This window comes from Nonomuraea sp. NPDC003754 (assembly GCF_053605785.1).
Genome location: NZ_JBSGJX010000009.1, coordinates 154,440 through 170,942, shown reverse-complemented (window position 1 = coordinate 170,942; position 16,503 = coordinate 154,440). Strand labels below are relative to the sequence as shown.

The following is a 16,503-nucleotide window of genomic DNA, read 5'->3' as shown; positions in this document are numbered from 1 at the left end:
ATCATCAAGGAAGGGAACATCGGCGGGCTCCGATGAATTGAGTGTGTATAACTCAACCCCATTGGAGTTCAGATGAGTGAGAGCTTGATCCTCCCGGTCCTGCCGCTCGACGACGAGGTGGTCCTGCCGGGCATGGTGGTCCCTCTGGACCTGTCCTCCGCGGAGGTTCGGGCTGCGATCGACGCGGCTCAGGCTTCTGGTCTCAACAAGCCGCGCGTCCTCCTCGTTCCCAGGATCGACGGCCGTTACGGGGCCGTCGGCGTGCAGGCCGTGGTCGAGCAGGTCGGCCGGCTTCCCGGCGGCGAGCCGGCCGCCGTCGTGCGCGGCGTCAACCGGGCGCGCGTCGGCAAGGGCACGACCGGCCCCGGTGCGGCCCTGTGGGTGGAGGTCCACACCGTCGACCGGGTGCCGGCGGGCGAGCGGGCGCAGGAGCTGGCCAAGGAGTACAAGGCGCTGGCCACGACCATCCTGCAGAAGCGCGGCGCGTGGCAGGTGGTCGACCAGGTCAACCAGATCGACGACCCCTCCGTCCTGGCCGACAGCTCCGGCTACACCCCCTGGCTGAGCACGGCCCAGAAGGTCGAGCTGCTGGAGGCGCCCGACCCCGCCGACCGCCTGGCCAAGCTGGTCGAGTGGTCGCGCGAGCACCTGGCCGAGCTCGACGTGGCCGAGACGATCCGCAAGGACGTCCAGGAGGGCATGGAGAAGCAGCAGCGCGAGTTCCTGCTCCGTCAGCAGCTCGCCGCGGTCCGCAAGGAGCTGAAGGAGCTCAACGGCGACACCGCCGAGACCGAGGAGGAGGACTACCGCGCTCGCGTGGAGGCGGCAGACCTGCCCGAGAAGGTGCGCGAGGCGGCGCTCAAGGAGGTCGACAAGCTGGAGCGCACCTCCGACCAGTCGCCCGAGACCGGCTGGATCCGCACCTGGCTGGACACCGTCCTCGACATCCCGTGGAACACCACGAGCGACGACACCTACGACATCGCCGGCGCCCGAGCCGTGCTCGACGCCGACCACACCGGCCTCGACGACGTCAAGGACCGCATCATCGAGTACCTGGCCGTGCGCAAGCGCCGCCAGGACAAGGGCCTCGGCGTGGTGGGCGGCCGCCGCAGCGGCGCCGTTCTCGCCCTCGCCGGTCCTCCCGGGGTCGGTAAGACGTCGCTGGGCGAGTCCGTGGCGCGCGCCATGGGCAGGAAGTTCGTCCGCGTCGCCCTCGGCGGCGTCCGTGACGAGGCCGAGATCCGCGGCCACCGGCGCACCTACGTCGGCGCGCTGCCCGGCCGCATCGTCCGCGCCATCCGCGAGGCGGGCTCGATGAACCCCGTCGTGCTGCTCGACGAGATCGACAAGGTCGGCGCCGACTACCGGGGCGACCCGACCGCCGCCCTGCTCGAGGTGCTCGACCCGGCGCAGAACCACACCTTCCGCGACCACTACCTGGAGGTCGAGCTCGACCTGTCGGACGTGCTCTTCCTGGCCACGGCCAACGTCCTGGAGGCCATCCCCGGGCCGCTGCTCGACCGCATGGAGATCGTCACCCTCGACGGCTACACCGAGGACGAGAAGGTGGCCATCGCCCGCGACCACCTGCTGCCCAAGCAGCTGGAGCTGGCGGGGCTGACCGCCGAGGAGGTCACGGTGGAGGAGGCGGCGCTGCGCAGGCTGGCCGCCGAGTACACCCGCGAGGCCGGCGTCCGCTCCCTCGAGCGCTCGATCGCCAGGATCCTGCGCAAGGTCACGGCCAAGGACGAGCTGCCCGCCACGGTGACCGCGGACGACCTGGTCGAGTACCTGGGCAGGCCGCGCTTCGTCCCCGAGGCGTCGCTGCCCGAGTCCAAGCAGCGCACCTCGGTGCCCGGCGTGGCCACCGGCCTGGCCGTCACCGGTGCGGGCGGCGACGTCCTCTACGTCGAGGCGTCGCTGGCCGACCCCGAGACCGGCGACACGGGGCTGACCCTCACCGGCCAGCTCGGCGACGTGATGAAGGAGTCGGCGCGGATCGCGCTGTCCTACCTGCGCTCCCACGGCGCGGAGCTGGAGCTGCCGGTCACCGCGCTGAAGGACCGCTCGGTGCACGTGCACTTCCCCGCGGGCGCCGTCCCCAAGGACGGGCCGTCGGCGGGCGTCACGCTCACCACGGCGCTGGCCTCGCTGCTGTCGGGACGGCTGGTCCGCAACGACGTGGCGATGACAGGGGAGATCTCGCTCACCGGGCGGGTGCTGCCCATCGGCGGCGTCAAGCAGAAGCTGCTGGCGGCGCACCGGGCGGGCATCACCACCGTCCTCATCCCGGCCCGCAACGAGCCCGACCTGGACGACCTGCCCAAGGAGGTGCGCGACGAGCTGACCATCCACGCGGTCGGCGACGTGCGTGAGGTGCTCGACATCGCCCTCACCCCGGCCAAGGTGGCCCAGACCGCCGCGGCCTGACCTCCCACCCGAAGCCGCCCCACCGTCCGTACGGCGGGGCGGCTTCGCCGTTCCCTAGGGACTTAATGGACAAATCATTCAAGCGGTTGAATGGATGATTCGTGCATGGTCTTATGAGGTCATGCTCTACGGACTTCCCGCCCTGGAGGCGCAGGACGAAAAGGTCCTGGCCGAGATCGAGGACATGCGGCGTGACCTGAAATACCGCCTCGCCGTCTCACATCGGTGGGACGGGCAGCTGCGCAGGCAGCTCCAGGCTCGCGCGATCCAGGGATCCAACTCGATCGAGGGATATCGGGCCAGTGTCGAGGACATCGAGTCCATCATGGCGGGGGAGGAGCCGCTGGAGACGCCGGGTTCGGTGGCTCGCGAGATCGCCGGTTACCAGCAGGCGCTCACCTACATCCAGCTGTTGTCGGACGCGCCCGCCTTCCGCTTCGACGTCGGTGTCCTCAACGCGCTCAACTTCATGATGATCGGCCACCACCACGGCAAGACGCCTGGAGTCCCGCGTCCGGGTGGCATCTATGTCCGCAACTCCGCCACAGGGGAGGTCGTCTACGAGGGCCCTGATGCCGAGCATGTCGGCGATCTGCTTGACCAGCTCGTGGGCTGGCTCAACGCGGGCGATTTGGACGCGCCGAGCTACGTCCGGGCCGCCATGGCGCACTTCAACCTCGTGGCCATTCACCCGTGGCGCGACGGGAACGGCCGGATGTCGCGAGCGCTGCAGACTCTGGTCCTCGGCAGAGACAGGATCCTCACCCCCGAGTTCTCCTCGATCGAGGAGTGGCTCGGGACCGGTGAGAACACCGTCGACTACTACCGTGCGCTCAGGCAGGTGCAAGGCGGGTTGTGGCGACCGCACGACGGGACCCTGCCGTGGGTGCGGTTCTGCCTTCGCGCGCACCACCTGCAGGCGCAGCAGGTCGGCAGGCGGCTGGCGGAGGCCGGGGAGATCTGGGTGCTGCTGGAGGAGCAGGTCGACGCCGACGGCCTCAACACCAGGTGCGTCTCCGCGCTCTACGAGGTGTTCGTGAACCGGCGCCTGCGCCGTACCCGCTACCAGCTCGACGAGGAGCTCAGCCAGGGGCAGGCCGCTCGTGACCTGCGCGATCTCGCCGCGAAGGGGTGGCTCAAGCCGTACGGGGCGACCAAGGGACGGTTCTACGCCCCGGGACCGCGCATGGCGCGTATCAAGGCGGACTTCGCCGACCGGATGACTCCCCTCAAAGACCCCTACCGGCGTGTCGGGGGCGCCTGACAGGATACGGTCACTGCCCGTGATGCCGACAGTGAGGCCGCCCCTGGACGTGGCGCTGGGCAAGGTGCGCCGCAGGATCCTGCCGTTGATCGTCGCCGCCTACGTCGTCTGCTACGTCGACCGCACCAACATCCCGGGACTGCTGGGCCAGGCCGGGCGGCGCGACCGTGAGCCACTTCACATCGGCGGCAGGGAATAGGCCCGTACCGGGCGATCGTTGGCCAGAGCGTGAACGAGATGCGAATGCGCATGTGTATGGGCTGTCCGGCCCGCTAGAGCGCACCCTTCCGCCCCCTCTCGTTCAAAGGTATGCCCCGATGATCCGACCCAGCTTCGTGCTGCGCCGCCTGAGTCACCTGCCGTTCCACCCCGGCAGCCGCTGACGTCTCCCCCGACGCTGACCTTCCGTTACCGAATCCGTTGTGGGGAAATTTCGTGATCCAGGCTGCAGGCCTGCGCAAGACGTACGGTGACACCGTCGCGCTGGACGGTGTCGACCTGCACGTGCGCCAGGGTGAGATCTTCGGCGTGCTCGGCCAGAGCGGCGCGGGCAAGAGCACACTGCTGCGCTGCGTCAACCTCCTCGAGCGCCCGGACCGGGGCACCGTCGCGGTCGCCGGGCAGGAGCTGACCACGCTGGGCGAGCGCGACCTGCGCGCCGCCCGGCAGCACATCGGCATGATCCACCAGCATTTCGCGCTGCTGTCCTCGCGCACGGTCGCGGGCAACGTCGCCTTCCCCCTCGAGGTCATGGGCGTGGGCCGGGCCGAGCGGTCGGCCAGGGTCGCCGAACTGCTGGAGCTCGTCGGCATCGCCGACAAGGCCGACGCGCGCCCCTCGCAGCTGTCCGGCGGGCAGAAGCAGCGGGTGGGCATCGCCAGGGCGCTGGCCGGCAACCCCAAGGTGCTGCTGGCCGACGAGGCCACCTCGGCGCTCGACCCCGCCACGACCTCCTCCATCCTGGCCCTGCTCAAGCGGCTCAACGCCGAGCTCGGGCTGACGATCCTGCTCATCACGCACGAGATGAACGTCGTCAAGAGCATCTGCGACTCGGTGGCCATCATGGCCGGCGGGGCGATCCTGGAGTCGGGGCCGATCAGGCAGCTGCTGACCACGCCCGGGTCCAGGCTGGCGGCCGAGCTGTTCCCGCTGCCCGCTCCCGAGGCGGGCAACGTCACGATCACGTTCACCGGAGCGGCGGACGAGCCGGTCATCTCGACGGTCGTGCGCAAGTTCGACGTGGACGTCAGCATCCTCGGCGGCGCGCTGGAGGAGGTCGCCGGCGGCTCGGTCGGCCGCCTGCGCGTCTCGCTGGACGGGGCCGACACCTCGGCCGCCCTCGCGTACCTGCGTGAGCGCGGCCTGATCGTGGAGGTGGCCGCGTGACCTGGGAAGAGATGGTCCCGCTCCTCGGGCAGGCGACGTGGGAGACGGTCCAGATGGTGTTCTGGTCCACGCTGTTCACCGTCGTGTTCGGGCTGCCGCTCGGCGTCGCCCTCGTCGGCACCTCACGTGCCGGCCTGTTCCCCTCGCGGGTGGCCAACCAGCTGCTCAGCCTGATCGTCAACATCGGCAGGTCGCTGCCGTTCATCATCCTGATGATCGCGGTGATCCCCTTCACCCGGCTGCTGGTCGGCACCACGATCGGCCTGTACGCGGCCATCGTGCCGCTGACCATCGGCGCCGTGCCGTTCTTCGCCCGGCTGGTGGAGATCGCGCTGCGCGGCGTCAGCCCCGACGTCGTGCAGGCCGCGCACGCCATGGGCGTCAGCCGTACGTCGATCGTGGCCAAGGTGCTGCTGCCGGAGGCCAGGTCGGCGCTGGTGGCGGGCATCACGGTCACCGTCATCACGCTCGTGTCCTACTCCGCGATGGCGGGCGTCATCGGCGCGGGCGGCCTGGGTGACCTGGCCATCAGGTACGGCTACCAGCGGTTCGAGACGCCGCTCATGATCGCCACCTGTGTGGTCATCATCGTCCTCGTCCAGCTGGCCCAGACCCTCGGCGACGCGCTCGCCGACCGTCTGGCCAAGCGCTAGACACTCCCACCCCTTTTCCGCCCGGGTCCGCCACGAGCGGGTCCTGCTTCCTCATACCCAGACGCTTCCTCATACCCAGACAAGGAGCACAGCCGTGCGCAAGTTGTTCGGTCTCGTGACCGCCGCCGTCCTGGCCGTGACGCTGGCCGCCTGCGGGTCGTCCGCGGCCGGCTCGTCGGCCTCCGGCGCGCCCAGCGACACCCTCAAGGTCGGCGCCACCCCCACGCCGCACGCCGAGATCCTCAAGTACATCTCGGACAACCTGGCCGCCAAGGAGGGCCTCAAGCTGGAGATCGTCGAGTTCAGCGACTACGTGCCGCTGAACCCGCAGCTCCAGGAGGGCCAGCTGGACGCCAACTACTTCCAGCACCAGCCGTACCTCGCCGACTACAACAAGGAGAAGGGCGCCAAGCTCACCTGGGTGCAGAACGTGCACCTGGAGCCGCTCGGCCTCTACTCCAGCAAGGTGAAGGACGTGGCCGCCCTTCCCTCCGGCGCCACCGTGGCGGTGCCCAACGACGCCACCAACCTCGGCCGCGCGCTGAAGCTGCTGGCCGACAACGGCGTCATCACCCTGAAGGACGGCGTCGGCACCGCGGCCACCGAGCGCGACGTCACCGCCAACCCGAAGAACATCACCTTCAAGGCGCTCGACGCCGCCCAGCTGCCGCGCTCGCTCGCCGACGTCGACGCCGCGGTCATCAACGGCAACTACGCCCTGGAGGCCAAGCTCAACCCGGCCACCGACGCGCTCGTCGCGGAGAAGGCGGAGGGCAACCCGTACGCCAACGGTCTGGTCGTGCAGGAGGGCAAGCAGAGCGACCCGCGGGTGCAGAAGCTGGCCAAGCTGCTGCAGAGCCCCGAGGTCAAGAAGTACATCCAGGACACCTACAAGGGCGCGGTCATCCCCGCCTGAACCGTCCTGACCGGCGCCCCGGTCGCCGCGGCGGGCCGGACGGCTTCGACCCCGGCCGGCTTCGCCCCCGGACGGCTTCCGTTCGGGTCGGCGTGACCTCCACCGCGAGACCGTGATCCCGCACGCGGGATCACGGTCTCGGCGTTTCCGGAACGGGACGTGAGCGGCAGGCCGGGCCTCGCCCGCGGGGCCTTGCGGGGCCTTCCGAGGGAAGTGGTGACCGAATACTGTTCTGGTCATGTATCCGGGAGCCATCGCAGCAGTCACCCCCGACAAGCCCGCTGTGATCATGGCGGGCTCCGGGGAGGTCGTCACCTACCGCCGGCTCGAGGAGGAGTCGAACAGGCTCGCGCACCTGTTCCGCTCCGCCGGGCTCAAGCCGGGCGACCACATCGCCTTCATGCTCGAGAACCATCCTCTTTTCCTGGTCATCGCCTGGGCCGCGCACCGCTCAGGGCTCTACTACACCGCCGTCAGCTCCCGCCTGCAGAGCGAGGAACTGTCCTACATCGTCGACAACTGCGAGGCCAGGGTCTTCATCTCCTCGGCGCGGCTCGCCGGCGTGGCGGGCGCGATCGAGGCTCCCGGCGTGGAGCTCAGGCTCATGATCGACGGGGTGGCCGACGGTTTCGTCTCCTACGAGGAGGCCGTCGCGGTCCATCCGACGACGCCCATCGCCGACGAGTGCCAGGGCGCCGACATGCTCTACTCCTCGGGCACCACGGGCCGGCCCAAGGGCGTCAAGCCGACGCTCTCGCAGGCGCCGCTCGACAGGCCGGGGCCGCTGCTGCAGCTCATCCAGTTCCTCTTCGCGCCGTCGGCCGACAGCGTCTACCTGTCGCCCGCCCCGCTCTACCACGCCGCGCCGCTGCGCTACTGCCTGCAGTTCCAGCGCCTGGGCGCGACGGTGGTCGTCATGGAGCGCTTCGACCCCGCCGAGTACCTCGCCCTCGTCGAAGGCCACCGGGTCACGCACACCCAGCTCGTGCCGACGATGTTCATCAAGATGCTCAAGCTGCCCGACGAGGTCAGGGCCGGGCACGACCTGTCGTCGCTCCGGTGCGCGATCCACGCGTCGGCGCCGTGCCCGGTGCCCGTCAAGGAGCGGATGCTCGAGTGGTGGGGGCCGGTCATCCACGAGTACTACGCCGGAACCGAGGGCAACGGCTTCCTCTACGCCGGACCCGCCGACTGGCTGGCCCACCCGGGCACGGTCGGCCGCGCCCTGCTCGGCGTGGTGCACGTCTGCGACGAGGAGGGCAACGAGCTGGGGCCCGGCGAGCACGGCACCGTCTACTTCTCCGACGGCCCCCGCTTCGAGTACCACGGCGACCCCGACAAGACCCGCTCCGCGCAGGATCCCCAGGGCAGGGGCTGGACCACCCTCGGCGACATCGGCTACCTGGACACGGACGGCTTCCTCTACCTGACCGACCGCCGCTCCTACATGATCATCTCGGGCGGGGTGAACATCTACCCCCAGGAGGCCGAGAACGTACTGGCCCTCCACCCCAAGGTCGCCGACGTGGCCGTGTTCGGGATCCCGGACGAGGAGATGGGCGAGCAGGTCAAGGCCGTCGTCCAGCCCGCCGACGACGTCGCGGCGGGCCCGGCGCTGGAGGCCGAGCTGATCGAGTACTGCAGGGCACGGCTGGCGCACTACAAGTGCCCCAGGTCGATCGACTTCCGCGACGAGTTGCCGCGCCATCCCACCGGCAAGCTCTACAAGCGGCTGCTGCGCGCGGAATACCTTAAAGTTCCATGAGAGCCGGACCCGGCACCCCCGTCGCGACCTCGCCTGATAAGGCGTGCGTCAGGGGGTGCGCCACGCCCTGTTCGACGGCTTAAGCAGTGCTTACACCCTCATTGGCACCCTGGAAGTACGACGGCACGCCACAGTGGCGCGCCAGAGCGGCTTCTTGGGGATGGACATGAACACGAACGAGCCTCGTGAGCACGGCGAAGGCACTGTGGGTGGGGGTTGGACCCAGTTCGGTTCCAAGCCTCCGGTCGCCGGCGAGTTCCAGCACGGCGCGCCGTCGCCGGGTGGCGACACCACGATCATGCCGGTGCCTTCGGTACCGAAGCGGCAGTCGATGTTCACGGCCGGGCAGAAGGCCGTCGCCGGACTCGCCCTGGCGGCGACGGCGCTGGTCGGTGGCGTGGTGGGGGCCGCGACCGTCAGCGCCCTGGGCGGCGGGGGAACCACGAGCGTGGCGGCCGCGCCCAGCCCGGCCTTCAAGCCGGCGTCGAACGCCATGACCGTGGCCGACGTCGCCCAGAACGTGCAGCCGTCGGTCGTGATGATCCAGGGTCAGACCGGCGAGGGATCCGGCGTGGTGCTGTCGGAGGACGGCCTGATCCTCACCAACAACCACGTGGTGGTCGGCGCCGGCCAGGGCGGCGGGTCCATGACGGTGAAGTTCAGCGACGGCAGGACCGCCAAGGCGTCGGTCGTCGGCACCGACCCGGCCACCGACCTGGCCGTCATCAGGGCCACGGGCGTGTCGGGCCTGACCAAGGCCACCCTCGGCGACAGCGACGCGCTCAGGGTCGGCGACGCGGTGCTGGCCATCGGCAGCCCGCTCGGCCTGGACGGCTCGGTCACCGCGGGCATCGTCAGCGCGCTGGACCGCACGCTCACGGTCGGCGACCAGGATCGGCAGCAGCTGCCGCCCGGCTGGGGCAACCAGCGCGAGCAGTCGCAGTCCTCGACCACCACGATCGGCGGCGCCATCCAGACCGACGCCGCCATCAACCCCGGCAACTCCGGCGGCGCGCTGGTCAACGCGTCAGGCCAGCTGATCGGCATCAACACGGCGATCGCCACGGGCGGTGGCACCGGCAACATCGGCGTGGGCTTCGCCATCCCGATCAACACCGCCAAGCAGGTGGCCCAGCAGCTCATCGACAACGGCAAGGTGAGCCACGCCTACCTCGGCGTCAGCGTCACCGACGCCTCGGGTGACGTGCCGGGTGCTCTGGTACGGCAGGTGCAGGAGGGAAGCCCCGCCGCCAAGGCCGGGCTGAAGACGGGCGACCTGATCACGAAGATCGGCGAGACGCCGGTTGACGGGGGAGATACCGTAGTGGGACAGGTCAGAGGTTTCAAAGTGGGCCAGCAGGTCAAGATCAGCTACATGAGGGACGGAAAGACCCAGGAGGTCACCGTCACCCTCGCGGAGAAGACGGGCGAGTAGAACCCCCCTCGTGAAACGGAGGTGCCGTCGAGATCGCTGCGGACTCGGCGGCACCTCCCCCCATGCGGTTCAGCGGAACCTGCGGCCCTCGTCCCTGCGGTAGGCCCACACGGCGGCCGCCGCGCCCGCCACCGTCCAGACCACCAGCATGACCAGCGGCAGCGGCCGGGGCGGCACACCCGCCGTGGCGGCCCACACCAGCTCCATCGCGCCCCTGCTGGGCAGGTACGGCGCGACCGCCCCGATGAAGGCGGGCGGGTCGAGCGGGTTGCCGAACATCCCGCCGCCGATCGCGATCGGGAAGAACAGCACCTGCGAGACCGCGATGGCCGCCTTCGACGGCAGCGCGTAGCCGACGAGCAGCCCCAGCATCATGAACGGCAGCGCGCCCACGATCAACGCGCCCAGGCCGGACAGCAGCTGGAGCGGGGTGGCCGTGGCCTCGGTGAGGAAGGCGGCGACCAGCACCACGGGCACGACCGCGATCAGCATGATGGCCAGCGAGGTCAGCATCCGTCCCGCGAACCGGGGGAAGGGGCCCGCGGGCAGCGTGCGCACGTAGGGGTCCCAGGGCTTGCCGCGGTCGTCGGCCACGCCGATGGCCAGCCCCATCAGCGAGCTCGACATGACGGCGAACAGCGTCATCGACGCCGTGCCGACGGTGGCCATCAGCGGGTCGTCCCCGGTGAACGGCACGACGAAGGCCAGCATCGAGATGGTGGGGAAGAAGACGCTCGCCACGATCGCGATCGGGACTCTCAGCTGCTCCAGGAACTGGTAGCGGGTGTGCGTCCAGACCAGGCTAGACACCGGCGGCCTCCTTCGAGGTGATGGCGAGGAAGGCGTCCTCGAGCGTGGCCGGGCTGATCTCGAGCCCGGAGAAGGGGACGCCGCTGGCGACCAGGTCGAGCACCAGCCGGTCGGAGTCCGAGGTGAGCAGCTCGTGCCGGTCGCCCACCCGCTGGGCGTCGACCACGCCGGGCAGCGCGGGCAGCTCGGGGGCCGACAGCGACACCCTGCGCACCCCCACCATGCCGCGCACGGCCTGCATCGTGTCGTCGGCCAGCACCCTGCCCTTGCCGATCACCACGACGCGCTCGGCCAGCGCCTCCACCTCCTCCAGGTAGTGGCTGGTGAGCACGACGGTGCCGCCCTCCGCGTGGAAGGCCCTGATCCCCTCCCACAGCGACCTGCGGGCCTCCACGTCGAGGCCCGTGGTGGGCTCGTCGAGGAAGACGATGCGGGGGTTGCCGGCGAAGGCGAGCGCCACCGCGAGGCGGCGCTTCTGGCCGCCGGACAGGCCGCCGACCTGTCGCCGGGCGAGGTCGTCGAGGCCGAACCTGGCCAATAACTCCGGCGTGCCCGCCCGCTCGGGGAAGTGCGCCGAGACGAAGTCGACGATCTCGCCGACCCGCAGCGCCTCGGGCAGCCCCGTCTCCTGCGGCGTCACGCCCATGCGCTGCCGTACCCGGGGGTCGGAGGGGGCGCCGCCGAGCAGTTCGACCACGCCCTTGGTGGGTCTGCGCAGGCCGACGAAGAGGTTGACGAGCGTGGACTTGCCGGCCCCGTTCGGGCCGAGCAGGCCGACGAGCCGGCCTGCGGGGATCTCCAGGGACACGTCGTCGAGCGCGGTCACCTCGCCGTAGCGTCTGGTGACCCCGATGGTTCTGGCCAGGACGGTCATGCTTCTCCTCCGATCAGGGTGCGGATGGCGACGGTGTACTCCTCGAAGGCCAGCCGTCCGCGTCTGGTGAGCGCGACGTAGGTGACGGGCGTGCGGCCCTTGTGCGTCTTGGTGATCTCGACGTAGCCCGCGTCCTCGAGCTTGGTCAGATGCACCGACAGGTTGCCCGCCGTCATCGCGAGCAGGTCCTTCAGGCTCGGGAAGGCGATCTGGTCGCCTTCGGGAAGGGCGTTGAGCGTGGCCACCACGCGTAGCCGGGCCTGCGCGTGGATGACGGGATCGAGTTCGGGCAGCGTCACCGGCGCCGCCTGAGCACGATCCCGGTGACCAGGAACGCGCCGCCGACCAGCAGCGAGATCAGCAGGGCGTGCCAGCCGGGCCCGAGGGCGGCGCCGGCCGCGTCGACGACCGCGGTCCAGACGCCCAGGAAGAACATCGGCCACTCGCGCCAGACGGCGCCGCCGGCCATGTAGAGGGTGGCGACCACCAGCATCGAGACCGCGGCGTAGAGCAGGCTGACCTCGTCGCGCGGGATCATCGGGGCGAAACGGCTGAGGATCAGGCCCATCGCCATCATCGCGACGAACCACGCGTAGCCGTACATCATCCCGCGCTGGGTGGTCACGCCGCGGGTCTTCAGGCCGGAGGCGCGGGCACACCAGAACAGGAACGCTCCGGCCAGCAGTTGCCCGCCCATCAGCACCGCCAGTGCGAGCTGCCAGGAGATCGGGGCGAGCGGGCGGCCGTCGAGACCGTGGGCCAGGAAGAAGGCGCCGAAGCCGGCCATCCAGGCCACGCCCCAGGGGGCGTAGAGGAGGAGCGGGTCGGGCTGCAGCCTGCGCGTGGCCGCCGCGCTCTGCTCCTCGATGAGCCGCATCATCTCGGCGGGGCTCAGGTCCTCGTCGTCCACATCATTCCAAACCAGTCGAAACCATCAACTGGTTTGCAGCATAAACCTGATTGCGCCACAAACGGAAGCGTGGCCCTCACCTCGGAAGGGTGGGGCCGTTCCATGAACGAAGGAGCGGCCCCTCCCCGGAGGGAGAGGCCGCTCGGTTCCACGATGTCCGGCTAGCTGCCGCCGCCGGGCAGCGACAGGCCGATGACCAGCGGGTCGTGGTCGGAAGAGCGGAAGGCGTCGGGCTGGTAGAGGCCCGGCGGGTTGAACTCGGTGTTGTAGTCGAGGATCCGCGGCTCGTCGGAGTTGACGTGCCAGATCGTCGCGCCCGTCACCCGCTTGAGCAGCTGCTTGCCGACCAGCGCGTGGTCGAGCTCACCGGCCAGCCCGTTGAACAGGTAGCTGTAGCGGAACGGCGCCGGCACGAACCGCTTGGTCACGCTCGTCAGCCCGCCGGCCTCCAGCGTGTCGATCGGGTCCTCCTCGCCGTAGGCGTTGAGGTCGCCCAGCACCAGCGGGTTGGGCAGGTCGAGCGAGGAGAGCAGCCCCAGCACCGCCTCGGCCTGCTTGATCCGCAGCGGGTTCCAGCAGCCCTGGCCGTCGCCCTGGTCGCTGTCCGGACCGCTCGGCGGGCAGGAGCCCTTCGACTTGAGGTGGTTGACGACCATGGTGAACGGCTGGCCGCCCCCGGCGCGGCGGAAGGTCTGGATCAGCGGCGGCCTGCTGAAGACGGGATCCTGCGACGACAGCGCCGCCCCGACGGGCGCCACGCGCGCCGGCTTGTAGATCATCGCCACGTGGATCAGGTCCGTCCCGGGGAACGGGTGCGCGAGCGCGGCGTAGGTGCCGGCGCCCACCTTGGCGTTCAGCGCGTCGACCAGCGCCTGCAGGGCCGTCTGGCCGTTGTTCTCGACCTCCATGAGGCCGACCACGTCGGCGTCGAGGCCCTGGAGCGTGGCCACCAGCTTGTCGAGCTGGCGCTTCTGCTCCTCGGCGGTGGTCGCGCCGCGCGAGCCCAGCGTGGTGAACCAGTTCAGCGTGTTGAGGCTGGCCACCTTGACGTTGCCGCCGACCGGCAGCGGCTTGGGCAGGCGCGGGTTGGTCCGCAGGAAGCTGATCGGCTTGGTGGGCTGGAGACGGTAGGAGCCGAACCCGTAGCCGAGCACGCCGGTCACGCCGATCGCGGTGTCACCGGTGCGCACCACGCGCGGGCTGGTGTAGGGGATCGTGGCCGGGTTCTCCCGGGAGGAGCCGTCGTCGATGAGCAGCGTACGGCGGGCGTCGAGCGCCGCGTCCACGCCGGCCCGGTCGGTCGGCTGGTACAGGCGTCCCTCGGAGGAGACGGTGACCTCGCCGAAGCGGCCGAGGTTGTAGTGCTCGGAGACGGTCAGCGGCTCGGGGAAGGTGACGAGCATGTTCTCGACCGGCTCGAAGGTGGCGCCCTCGGCCCTCGGCAGCCGGTACTGCTGCGCGGGAAGCGTCCCGGTGCCGCACACGTCGACCGCGGTGACGGGCGACAGCTCGGTCCACCCGTTGAACTCGGTCACCTTGCCGGTGACGAGCACCTTGTCGCCGACCTTGACGTCCTTGACCGTGTCGCGGGCGAAGGCGAACAGGCCCTCGGAGGTCTTCGGATCGTCGTCAGGCGTGGGGTCCTGCAGGAAGAAGCCGCTCAGCTCGGTGGACTTCTGGAAGTCGCCGGTCACGACGCCTTCGACCCGCACGGTCTGTCCCGCCAGGGGGCTGGCGTCGCCCGCGCCCTGGACGGCGGCGATCTGGTGGGTCGCGGCCGTGTCGCAGGGCGCGACCGTGGGAGAGGGCGTCGGGGTGGGTGTGGGCGTCGGGGTCGGCGACGGCGTGGGCTCCTGGCCGCCGTCGCAGGGCGCGGCCGCCGTCGCGGTGTTGCGCGGGGCGGGTGCGCCGGCCTCCAGGTCCGCGGCGTTGTCGTCGGTGTCGGCGCAGCCGTGCGTCTTGCGGAGGGCGGCGGTGGTGTTCGTCAGGCCGGGCGCGGCGGCCGTGCCCTCGAAGAAGTTCGCGTTGCCGAAGCCGACCAGGTCGGCGATCTGCGCGGTCTGCTCGGCCGTGCACGCGGTGGGGGTGCCGTTGCAGGCCAGGCCCGTGGCCGAGCGGACCAGCGCGACCTTGCCGGCGCCGGAGCCGACGTTGATGGTGGCGGTGGCGTCGGGGGTGGGCAGTGCCGCCCCCGGGTTGCTGCCGGCGGCGAGCTGCACGAGGTAGTACCGGCCAGGGCCCAGCGTGCCCGACAGCGGGGCCACGTTGGCGGCGAAGTGGCCGGAGCCGGTGGCGCTGGTGTACTGCACCGACCAGCCGTCGAGGGCCACGGGCGCGGAGCTTCTGTTGAACAGCTCCACGAAGTCGTTGGCCAGCGTCGCTCCTGAGTTGCCCCCGCCACCGTAGACCTGGCTGATGACGACGGGGCCGGGCGCCGCGGACGCGGGGGCGATCGAGAGGGTCGCCACGCCCGCGGCGGCGACACCGAGGGCGACAAGGGCGGATAAGGCTCGCATGACCCGCACTTTAGATGGAGAAAACGTAACGTACCGCCACCAAACGATGAAATCATCGACCCTTGCCAGACGGTGCCTGGCGCCATGTCGTCTCATGACCTAGCAACCCGGGTATGACCACGCCATGGACTGGGTCACGTGTTCCCGCTCCCCGTCGTGCACGGGAGTCGCGCGCCAGCCGTACGGCAGCTGCTTGGCCCACCTGTCGCCCGAGCAGCTGGCCGACGCCCTCGCAGCCATCCGCCCAGGAGGGCTGCTCGACCTGCGAGGCACCACGATCGACGGCGAGCTGCTGGCCAAGGTGCTCGCCGCCGCCGGGGGAAGGCCCGGCAGGGCTCGCATGGACCTGGCCCGCTTCACCGGCGAGGCGCGCTTCGCCGAGGTGAGCTTCCAGGGCGACGTGTCCCTGGACGGCGCCAGGTTCGACCGGCTCGCCTCCTTCTTCAACGCCGCCTTCGCCGGCAACGTGTCGTTCACCGGGGCACGGTTCGCCCGCCGCCTGACCTTCCACGGTGCCCGGGTGCGCGGTCACGCCGGGTTCGACCGGTCGGTGGTGGCCGGCGACGCCCTGTTCGGCCAGGCGGTGTTCGCGCGCGGGCTGTCGGCCGAGCGCGCCAGGTTCGACGGGTTCGCCACCTTCGACGGGGCCGAGTTCGGCGAGCGGGCCACCTTCAGGGGCGCCAGGTTCGGCCGCACGCTGTCGTTCAGGAAGGTGCGCGGGCGGGCGGGGTTCGAGTCGGTCCACTTCGCCTCCGGCGCCTACCTGTCGGCGACCGGGCGGCTGGCCGCGACCGGGGCGCGCGTGGACGGCGCGCTCGACCTGGCCGTCCACGACTGCTCGGTCGACCTGCGCAAGGTCGAGGTCAGGGGGACGACCGCGGTCCGGCTGTCGCGCGCCCACGCCGATCTGGAGGCGGCGGTCCTGCGGGGGCCGGCGACGGTGAGCGGGCGGGGCTTCTGCACGATCAGCTCGCTGCGGGGGGCGGTCGCGCCCGATCTGTCGCTGTTCGAGCTCGACCTGTCGAGCTGCCGCTTCGCGGGCCTCGCGCACCCTTCGGGGCTGCGGCTGACGGGCTGCACCTTCGCCTTCACCCCCCGCGGGGTGCGCTTCAGCCTGCGCTGGCCGCCGCTGCGCTGGTTCTCCAGGCGCAGGGCGCTGGCCGACGAGCACGGCTGGCGTGGCTGGTCCCAGGACCCCGGCGACCCGCCGACACCCGACGGCCTGGCCACCCTGTACGACGAGCTGCGCCACTCGCCCGACGACCACGGCACCGCCGCCGACTTCGCCTTCGGCGCGATGGAGATGCGCCGGCACGCCAACCGCCGCTGGTGGCTGTCGATGTACTGGCTGCTGTGCGGCTACGGCCTGCGCACCGGCCGGGCGGTGGCCTGGAGCGCCCTGCTGCTGGCGGTGACGGCGGGCGCGGTGCTGTGGTCCAGCACCTCCCACGCCGCCAGGCGCGCCTCCACGCCGCGCCCCGCCGTCCCCGCGCCATCCGTGCACCACTGACCAGGAGCGGGGGAATCAGGGCTTTCCCCGA

14 protein-coding genes are annotated in these 16,503 nt (G+C 70.8%); 9 read left to right on the top strand and 5 right to left on the bottom strand.

Features of this window, described 5'->3' with window-relative positions:
- The first annotated feature begins 72 nt into the window (after positions 1–72).
- The 8 genes from lon (at position 73) to ACWEVS_RS14440 (ending at position 9,852) form a co-directional block, all read left to right on the top strand.
- Positions 73–2,433 carry an endopeptidase La gene (gene lon, locus ACWEVS_RS14475; RefSeq protein WP_452551825.1) on the top strand — a complete coding sequence of 787 codons (2,361 nt, stop codon included), beginning with the start codon at positions 73–75 and terminating at the stop codon, positions 2,431–2,433.
- 121 nt (positions 2,434–2,554) lie between these two features.
- Positions 2,555–3,697: a Fic family protein gene (locus tag ACWEVS_RS14470; RefSeq protein WP_452551824.1), complete on the top strand. Its 1,143-nt coding sequence runs from the start codon at positions 2,555–2,557 to the stop codon at positions 3,695–3,697.
- A 19-nt stretch (positions 3,698–3,716) separates the two neighbouring features.
- Positions 3,717–3,896, top strand: a complete 180-nt coding sequence (locus tag ACWEVS_RS14465; RefSeq protein ID WP_452551822.1) for a hypothetical protein — start codon at positions 3,717–3,719, stop codon at positions 3,894–3,896.
- A 236-nt stretch (positions 3,897–4,132) separates the two neighbouring features.
- Positions 4,133–5,083 (top strand): methionine ABC transporter ATP-binding protein, encoded by a 951-nt coding sequence (locus ACWEVS_RS14460; protein ID WP_452551820.1) that lies wholly within the window; start codon positions 4,133–4,135, stop codon positions 5,081–5,083.
- Positions 5,080–5,736: a methionine ABC transporter permease gene (locus ACWEVS_RS14455; RefSeq protein WP_354920790.1), complete on the top strand. Its 657-nt coding sequence runs from the start codon at positions 5,080–5,082 to the stop codon at positions 5,734–5,736. The genes ACWEVS_RS14460 and ACWEVS_RS14455 overlap by 4 nt, the downstream gene beginning before the upstream one ends.
- A 94-nt stretch (positions 5,737–5,830) precedes the next feature.
- Entirely contained in the window at positions 5,831–6,652 is an 822-nt protein-coding gene (locus tag ACWEVS_RS14450) for a MetQ/NlpA family ABC transporter substrate-binding protein (protein WP_354920787.1), read from the top strand.
- Positions 6,653–6,890: 238 nt separating this feature from the next.
- The gene (locus tag ACWEVS_RS14445) at positions 6,891–8,417 is read left to right on the top strand and encodes an acyl-CoA synthetase (protein WP_452551817.1); all 1,527 of its coding nucleotides are present in this window, start codon (positions 6,891–6,893) and stop codon (positions 8,415–8,417) included.
- A gap of 298 nt (positions 8,418–8,715) precedes the next feature.
- Positions 8,716–9,852 carry a S1C family serine protease gene (locus ACWEVS_RS14440; protein WP_452416775.1) on the top strand — a complete coding sequence of 379 codons (1,137 nt, stop codon included), beginning with the start codon at positions 8,716–8,718 and terminating at the stop codon, positions 9,850–9,852.
- A gap of 69 nt (positions 9,853–9,921) precedes the next feature.
- Here ACWEVS_RS14440 and ACWEVS_RS14435 read toward each other — a convergent pair whose 3' ends face one another.
- The 5 genes from ACWEVS_RS14435 to ACWEVS_RS14415 form a co-directional block, all read right to left on the bottom strand.
- Positions 9,922–10,662: an ABC transporter permease gene (locus ACWEVS_RS14435; protein ID WP_452551815.1), complete on the bottom strand. Its 741-nt coding sequence runs from the start codon at positions 10,660–10,662 to the stop codon at positions 9,922–9,924.
- Positions 10,655–11,536: an ABC transporter ATP-binding protein gene (locus ACWEVS_RS14430; RefSeq protein WP_354920776.1), complete on the bottom strand. Its 882-nt coding sequence runs from the start codon at positions 11,534–11,536 to the stop codon at positions 10,655–10,657. The genes ACWEVS_RS14435 and ACWEVS_RS14430 overlap by 8 nt, the downstream gene beginning before the upstream one ends.
- Positions 11,533–11,835 (bottom strand): transcriptional regulator, encoded by a 303-nt coding sequence (locus tag ACWEVS_RS14425; protein ID WP_452551813.1) that lies wholly within the window; start codon positions 11,833–11,835, stop codon positions 11,533–11,535. Before ACWEVS_RS14425 ends, ACWEVS_RS14430 begins: the two co-directional genes overlap by 4 nt.
- A complete protein-coding gene (locus tag ACWEVS_RS14420) occupies positions 11,832–12,446 on the bottom strand; it encodes a hypothetical protein (RefSeq protein WP_452416714.1) in 615 nt (204 codons plus the stop codon). The genes ACWEVS_RS14425 and ACWEVS_RS14420 overlap by 4 nt, the downstream gene beginning before the upstream one ends.
- A 161-nt stretch (positions 12,447–12,607) precedes the next feature.
- A complete protein-coding gene (locus ACWEVS_RS14415) occupies positions 12,608–14,962 on the bottom strand; it encodes an ExeM/NucH family extracellular endonuclease (protein ID WP_452551811.1) in 2,355 nt (784 codons plus the stop codon).
- Positions 14,963–15,086: 124 nt separating this feature from the next.
- Between ACWEVS_RS14415 and ACWEVS_RS14410 the strand changes: the two genes are divergently transcribed.
- On the top strand, positions 15,087–16,472 hold the full coding sequence (locus ACWEVS_RS14410; RefSeq protein ID WP_449925989.1) for a pentapeptide repeat-containing protein: 1,386 nt from the start codon (positions 15,087–15,089) through the stop codon (positions 16,470–16,472).
- The last annotated feature ends 31 nt before the right edge of the window (positions 16,473–16,503 follow it).